The sequence below is a fragment of the Okeania sp. genome (assembly GCF_983059655.1).
Genome location: NZ_CEZPJD010000322.1, coordinates 2955 through 8675, shown reverse-complemented (window position 1 = coordinate 8675; position 5721 = coordinate 2955). Strand labels below are relative to the sequence as shown.

General features: G+C 37.3%; 5 protein-coding genes. 3 read left to right on the top strand and 2 right to left on the bottom strand.

The annotated features are described in order from the left end of the window. Positions 1–106: 106 nt before the first annotated feature. Positions 107–928 (bottom strand): Uma2 family endonuclease, encoded by an 822-nt coding sequence (locus AC3DU7_RS17990; RefSeq protein ID WP_488040690.1) that lies wholly within the window; start codon positions 926–928, stop codon positions 107–109. A gap of 126 nt (positions 929–1054) precedes the next feature. On the opposite strand from AC3DU7_RS17990, the gene AC3DU7_RS17985 reads away from it, so the two are divergent. After that, the gene (locus AC3DU7_RS17985) at positions 1055–2245 is read left to right on the top strand and encodes a peptidase U32 family protein (protein WP_488040689.1); all 1191 of its coding nucleotides are present in this window, start codon (positions 1055–1057) and stop codon (positions 2243–2245) included. Between the two features lie 140 nt (positions 2246–2385). Here AC3DU7_RS17985 and AC3DU7_RS17980 read toward each other — a convergent pair whose 3' ends face one another. Beyond that, entirely contained in the window at positions 2386–2847 is a 462-nt protein-coding gene (locus AC3DU7_RS17980) for a GNAT family N-acetyltransferase (protein ID WP_488040688.1), read from the bottom strand. Positions 2848–3368: 521 nt separating this feature from the next. Here AC3DU7_RS17980 and AC3DU7_RS17975 point away from each other — a divergent pair. After that, positions 3369–4148 (top strand): HAD-IIB family hydrolase, encoded by a 780-nt coding sequence (locus AC3DU7_RS17975; RefSeq protein WP_488040687.1) that lies wholly within the window; start codon positions 3369–3371, stop codon positions 4146–4148. Positions 4149–4414: 266 nt separating this feature from the next. After that, on the top strand, positions 4415–5206 hold the full coding sequence (locus AC3DU7_RS17970) for a Uma2 family endonuclease (RefSeq protein WP_488040686.1): 792 nt from the start codon (positions 4415–4417) through the stop codon (positions 5204–5206). Positions 5207–5721: the final 515 nt, after the last annotated feature.

Genomic DNA, 5721 nt, shown 5'->3' with positions numbered 1-5721 from the left:
CTACTCCCCCGCTCCCCTACTCCTTAAAAAAGACTTTTTCAGCAAGCCCTAAGTACTCTCTACTCCCTCACTCTCCTACTCCTGAAAAATACTTTTTCAGCAAACCCTACTTAATCTCCGGATCTATTCCTGCTTCTCGAAGTAACTGTTCTAAACGTTTAGCACGTTCCTCAGCAAGTTCTTTGGCCTGGCGTTCCTGTTGGAGTCCTGACTCAGCAAGTTCTTTGGCCTGGCGTTCCTGTTGGAGTCCTGACTCAGCAAGTTCTTTGGCCTGACGTTCCTCATCTAACTGCTCTTGGACATTACCCAATTGTTCTTGAACATTATCTAATTGTTCTTGAACTTCGTTCAACCGTTGTTGAACCTCCAGATAATCGGCAAATAATTGACCATCTGGGCGATACAGTTGCAAAGTATCTGGCAATACCTCAAACCGAATTCCCAATCTTGGGGAAACCCAACCGTTCATCTCATCAATTACATCTAATAATGACTTAGAACGCAACCACCCCGTCAAATCATTTTTTTCTGGGTCATACAAATAATACTCCTCCACGCCATAATTGTCATAGAATAGGCGTTTCTTGCTCATCTCCTTCAAAGTATTTCCTGGAGAAAGAATCTCAAATACCACTTGGGGAGCAATATTATTTTCCTTCCATTGCTGATAGGAACCTCGATCTCCTTTAGGTACTCCAAATGCCACCATAACATCTGGCGCTTGACGCAACTTATTATTTCCTTGTACTGGATACCAAAGCAAATCTCCAGCTACAAAGACTTCAGGATTTTCAGCAAATAGCCAAGCTAGATTATGATAAAGAACCATTATCCAGCGAAATTGAACTGTATTATCTGCCATTGGTTGGCCGTCACTATCGGGATAAACAATTTCTCGATGGGTTTGGGTTTCGAGTTGTTTCACCATCATTTCTTTCCTCAAAATTTCCGCAAAACCTCTATATTTCAATTATAGCGTTGATTTTGATTCCTCAAACCATCATTGAGCGATCGAGCTAAAATATTTAAGTTAATCAGTATATAAATAGTAATTATGTGGAAACCAGAATTGTTAGCTCCTGCTAAAAATCTCGAACGTCTAAAAGTTGCTGTTACTTATGGTGCTGATGCTGTTTATGTGGGTGGGCAAAAATATGGTTTACGGGCGCGAGCAGATAATTTTTCTGACTACGACTTAGAATACGGAGTAAATTTTGCTCACCAAAATAATGCTAAAGTTTATCTGACTCTGAATGCTTTTCTCCATGATGATGATTTTGAAGGATTAGCAGAATATTGTCAATTTCTCGAATCTATTGGTGTGGATGGTGTCATTGTTTCCGACTTGGGGGTTTTGCGAGTCGTGAAAAATAGTTCTAATCTTGACATTCACCTCTCAACTCAAGCATCTTGTCTTAATTCTTATGCGGGGCAAATGTGGAAGGGATTTTCTGTGAAGCGTTTAATTGTGGGGCGAGAAGTCAGTGTTGCAGAGGGTGGGTTGATTCGTAGAAAAACTGGTATTGATGTGGAGATGTTTATTCACGGTGCTATGTGTATGGCTTTTTCTGGTAATTGTACAATCTCCAATTTTACCGCAGGCAGAGATTCTAATCGTGGTGGGTGTATTCAATCATGTCGGTTTCCCTATCAGTTGGAGGCAAAAACAGATAATCAACCAGTAACGTTTATGTCTTCTAAAGATTTATGGGGTATTCATCAAGTAGGAGCGTTTTTTGAGCATCAAATCTGTTCTCTGAAAATAGAGGGACGAATGAAATCTTCGTTTTATGTAGCGATGACTTGCAAAGCTTATCGTCAAGCGATCGATGCTTATGCAGAAGGGAAGTTGACTCCAGAGTTAGTCGATCGGATTAGTGGTGAATTAGAATCTGTGCCTCACCGTGACTATTCTTCTGCTTCATTGGAAACTCCTGCTGGAGATGATTCTGTATATAAGCAGTTGGAAAGTAGTAGGGGGACTCACGAATATCTTGGTATTGTGATGGATACAACACCAGAAAATATTCTTTTGCAACTGGTTGAGTCTGTGGAAGTGGGAGATGAAATTGAGATTATTCCTGTGTCTGGAGAGATAGTGCGTTGGAGGGTTAGTCAGCTTATTTCTGTAGTAGGCGATCGCCTGGAGAAAATGCGTGCTGGTAATGTTGTTTGTATTCCTAAAACTGCAGCACCAGATATCTTGAATAATGTAGCAAAATTAAATATAGTTAGGGCTTGCTGATTAAATATCAAAGCATTGACTGATATTTGAATATCTCCTTACTAAACCGGATTTGGTATAATATCATCTCCGGATAATTAGTGATAAAAAACCTTATCTCTTGAAACCTTTCTTTCCCTTCTGCCTTCTGCCTTCTTCAATTACTTGTTTCTTTGATAATGCATAATTATGACGGGAACTTTTAAGATTTTTCTAGCTAATTGAGATATACCAAATTTGAACTTTAGAGATGGAGGTAATTCGTCTAAAGAAATAGGTACAAAACCAAAACGACTGTAAAAAAATTCTAATTTTTTACCCAGACATTCTAGATATAAAGGTTTAGTTGATTGTTGAATTAGATGTTTGGATAGTATTGTTCCTAAGCCACGTTTTTGCCAAGATTTGACAACGACTAAACTACCTAATTCTTCTGCATCTTCAAAATTACGCAACTGCCCACAAGCTACTAATTTTTCTTCGCATTCAATTACCCAAAATTGTTGCCAAATTAATTGAGTTGGGTCAAGTTTAGCAGTCAAAACTATTTTACGAATAGGCCAAATATCTTTGGCAGATGCAGGTCTGAGAGTACAGGAATTTGGCAATAATATTTCTGTCATTTTCACCTTTTTTAATAGTTGATTTATTTGTTGATGATTATTAATTTCGAGCTTAATTTTCAGTCAATTGAGATAAATGCTTTAAAATTTGAAAAACATGATGCAGCTCATTTCTAGGATTAAGAATATCAAAAATTAGAGAGACAGAATACTTTCAACAATTAATAATTAATAATTAATAATTAACAATTACTTCTCCTTGAAAATTGCTTTCAATATCATCTAAAGTTAGGTTTGTAGCTGTAATTGCTTCAAACATAATGAGAATAACTCTTTATTTAGTACACTATTATTATATATAACTATAAAACTCTGGTCTAAAGCCTCCCTTTTTGAGGGGATAAAAAGCGGTTGAGATATGGCATTAGCGTTTGCGATAGCATTCCGTCAGGAAAAGCTTCTCTGTCAAGAGCGGGTTTCCTGGCCATATCCAATAGACCAAGAGAAAAGATTATATTCAATATGTCAAGCCTCCTGACTGTAGGAAGTACTGATAACTGATAACTGATAACTGATAACTAATGACTAAAATAACTCCTCTCTCTAAAGCAGTAGCAAAAAGTAATTTGAAAAATATTGAATTTATAGCTACTGATATGGATGGTACATTAACTAAAAATGGTAAATTTACTTCTAATCTTTTCCTGAGTTTAGAAAAATTAGCAGCAGCTAAAATTCAGGTATTAGTAATTACGGGTCGTTCTGCCGGTTGGGTACAAGCTATTAAAAATTATCTACCAGTAGTAGGAGCGATCGCTGAAAATGGAGGTTTATTTTATCCTACTCATAGCGAAGCACCTAAATTTTTAACCTTTATACCATATATTAATCTACATAGACAAAATTTAGCTGAAATTTTCCAATACTTAAAAAATCTATTTCCTCGGATTGAAGAATCTGTTGATAATCAGTTTAGACTGACAGATTGGACTTTTGATATTCAGGACTTAAGTTTATCTGAACTGACAAAAATAGCAGAGATTTGTCACTCCAAAGGTTATGGTTTTACCTATAGCACTGTGCAATGTCATATTAAACCTTTAGAACAGGATAAAGCTACAGGTTTATTACAAGTTTTGTCAGAATATTTTCCTGAATTAACAACAGAAAAAATCATTACAGTTGGTGATAGTCCTAATGATGAAACTCTGTTTGATGAAAGTAAATTTCCTTTATCTGTGGGAGTAGCAAATATTCGAGACTATGCCGATAAATTGAATCATCAGCCAGTCTATATTACCAGTAAAAAAGAAGCAGAAGGTTTTTGTGAATTTGCAGAATTATTATTAGAAAAACAATAATTTGATTCAAGCAAAAAAAAAGATTTTTTAGACAATTCCAATATATAGCAACTGCCATTACTACTTTTTTAAAATCCTATGTTAAGCTGTAAGTGTGAAAAAATGTGGGCGCAAATAGTGTCGTTATTGGTAGTATAAAAAAACATTATTTTTCAGTCATACGAAATGATAGTATTCCGCACTACTTTGCGATCGCCAGATAAAACCCAACCATGATTTCAAACCTCCCTATTGCAGGAGGTACTGATAACTCACTGATAACTGAAATGACGAATATATCCGTTCAATCAGATCCACCACTTTCAGCAGATCAAACTCTGCCCACCATGTACGACTTACCAAGTGAAAATCAGGAGGAGCCAGGTTTGCCAGACGAATTTCACTACTTGCAACCAGAGTTGTTGCGTCAAACTTTTCAACCTCACAACTGGTATCCCAATTCATTATTCTGTGGCAGCGATATGAATCTCTACTACGATGTCAAGCATCCCAGTTGGTATAAAAGACCAGATTGGTTTGGGGTAGTGGGAGTGCCCAGGTTATATGAAGAACGGGATATGCGTTTGAGCTATGTAGTTTGGCAAGAAGGAGTTAACCCTTTAGTGGTAGTGGAGTTGTTATCTCCGGGGACTGAAGATGAAGATTTAGGACAGAAAGTACGAAATCTGGGAAAACCTGTTACTAAGTGGGAAGTTTACGAGCAAATTCTACGAGTGCCTTATTATGTTACTTTCAGTCGCTATACCAATAAAATGCAGGGATTTCATTTAGTAGGCGATCGCTACCAAACAGCAAAGTTGACTAATGGACGTTTGTTAATTCCTAGTATTGAACTCAGTCTGGGTTTATGGCAGGGGAGTTACAGTAATATAGAGCGACTTTGGTTGCGCTGGATGAGTATGGAAGGAGATTTGATTCCAACCCCAGAAGAGGAAGCAATTGCAGCTCAACAACGGGCCACCAGTGCCGAGGAACGGGCCACTAATGCCGAAGAGCGGGCCGATCGCTTGGCTGCGAAACTACGAGAATTAGGTATTGATCCTGACGAATTGAGTTAAATAGTTTTTTATAGGTTGGGTGACGCATTGTGCTGCTCAACCTTCTTACTTCTGCTATAAGTTAGCTTGAAAGTCCTTAAAATTTAACAGTTACAGCACTTTTCAAATTGATGAACCACATCTTCACAAGCAAAACTTTGTAAGGACTAACCATGGTTAGTCCCTACTGTGCCGAAATGAAAACTGTTGTAAAGTAGCACAGTGTAATTCCCATCAGAGAAATATACCAATTTGAAAAAAGAATGCTACAAAAAGGTAAATATTGATCGGAGATGCTTAAAAATAGCTACTCCAGTTCATTTGAGATAGTTATATCTATCTTTTTTCCCCCTTCTTCTTTCTTCCCTCTTTCTTCTACCATTTGTAACAAACATTTATCAAATTGGTATTACATCCCAACTACATCCCAAGCTGTACCTGCACCTCCAGGATTAACACTACTGTTCCTTGTGCCGTCATCATTCATCAACCAAATGTTGTTAACTCCACCATTACGCCAGAGAATATCTGCTACT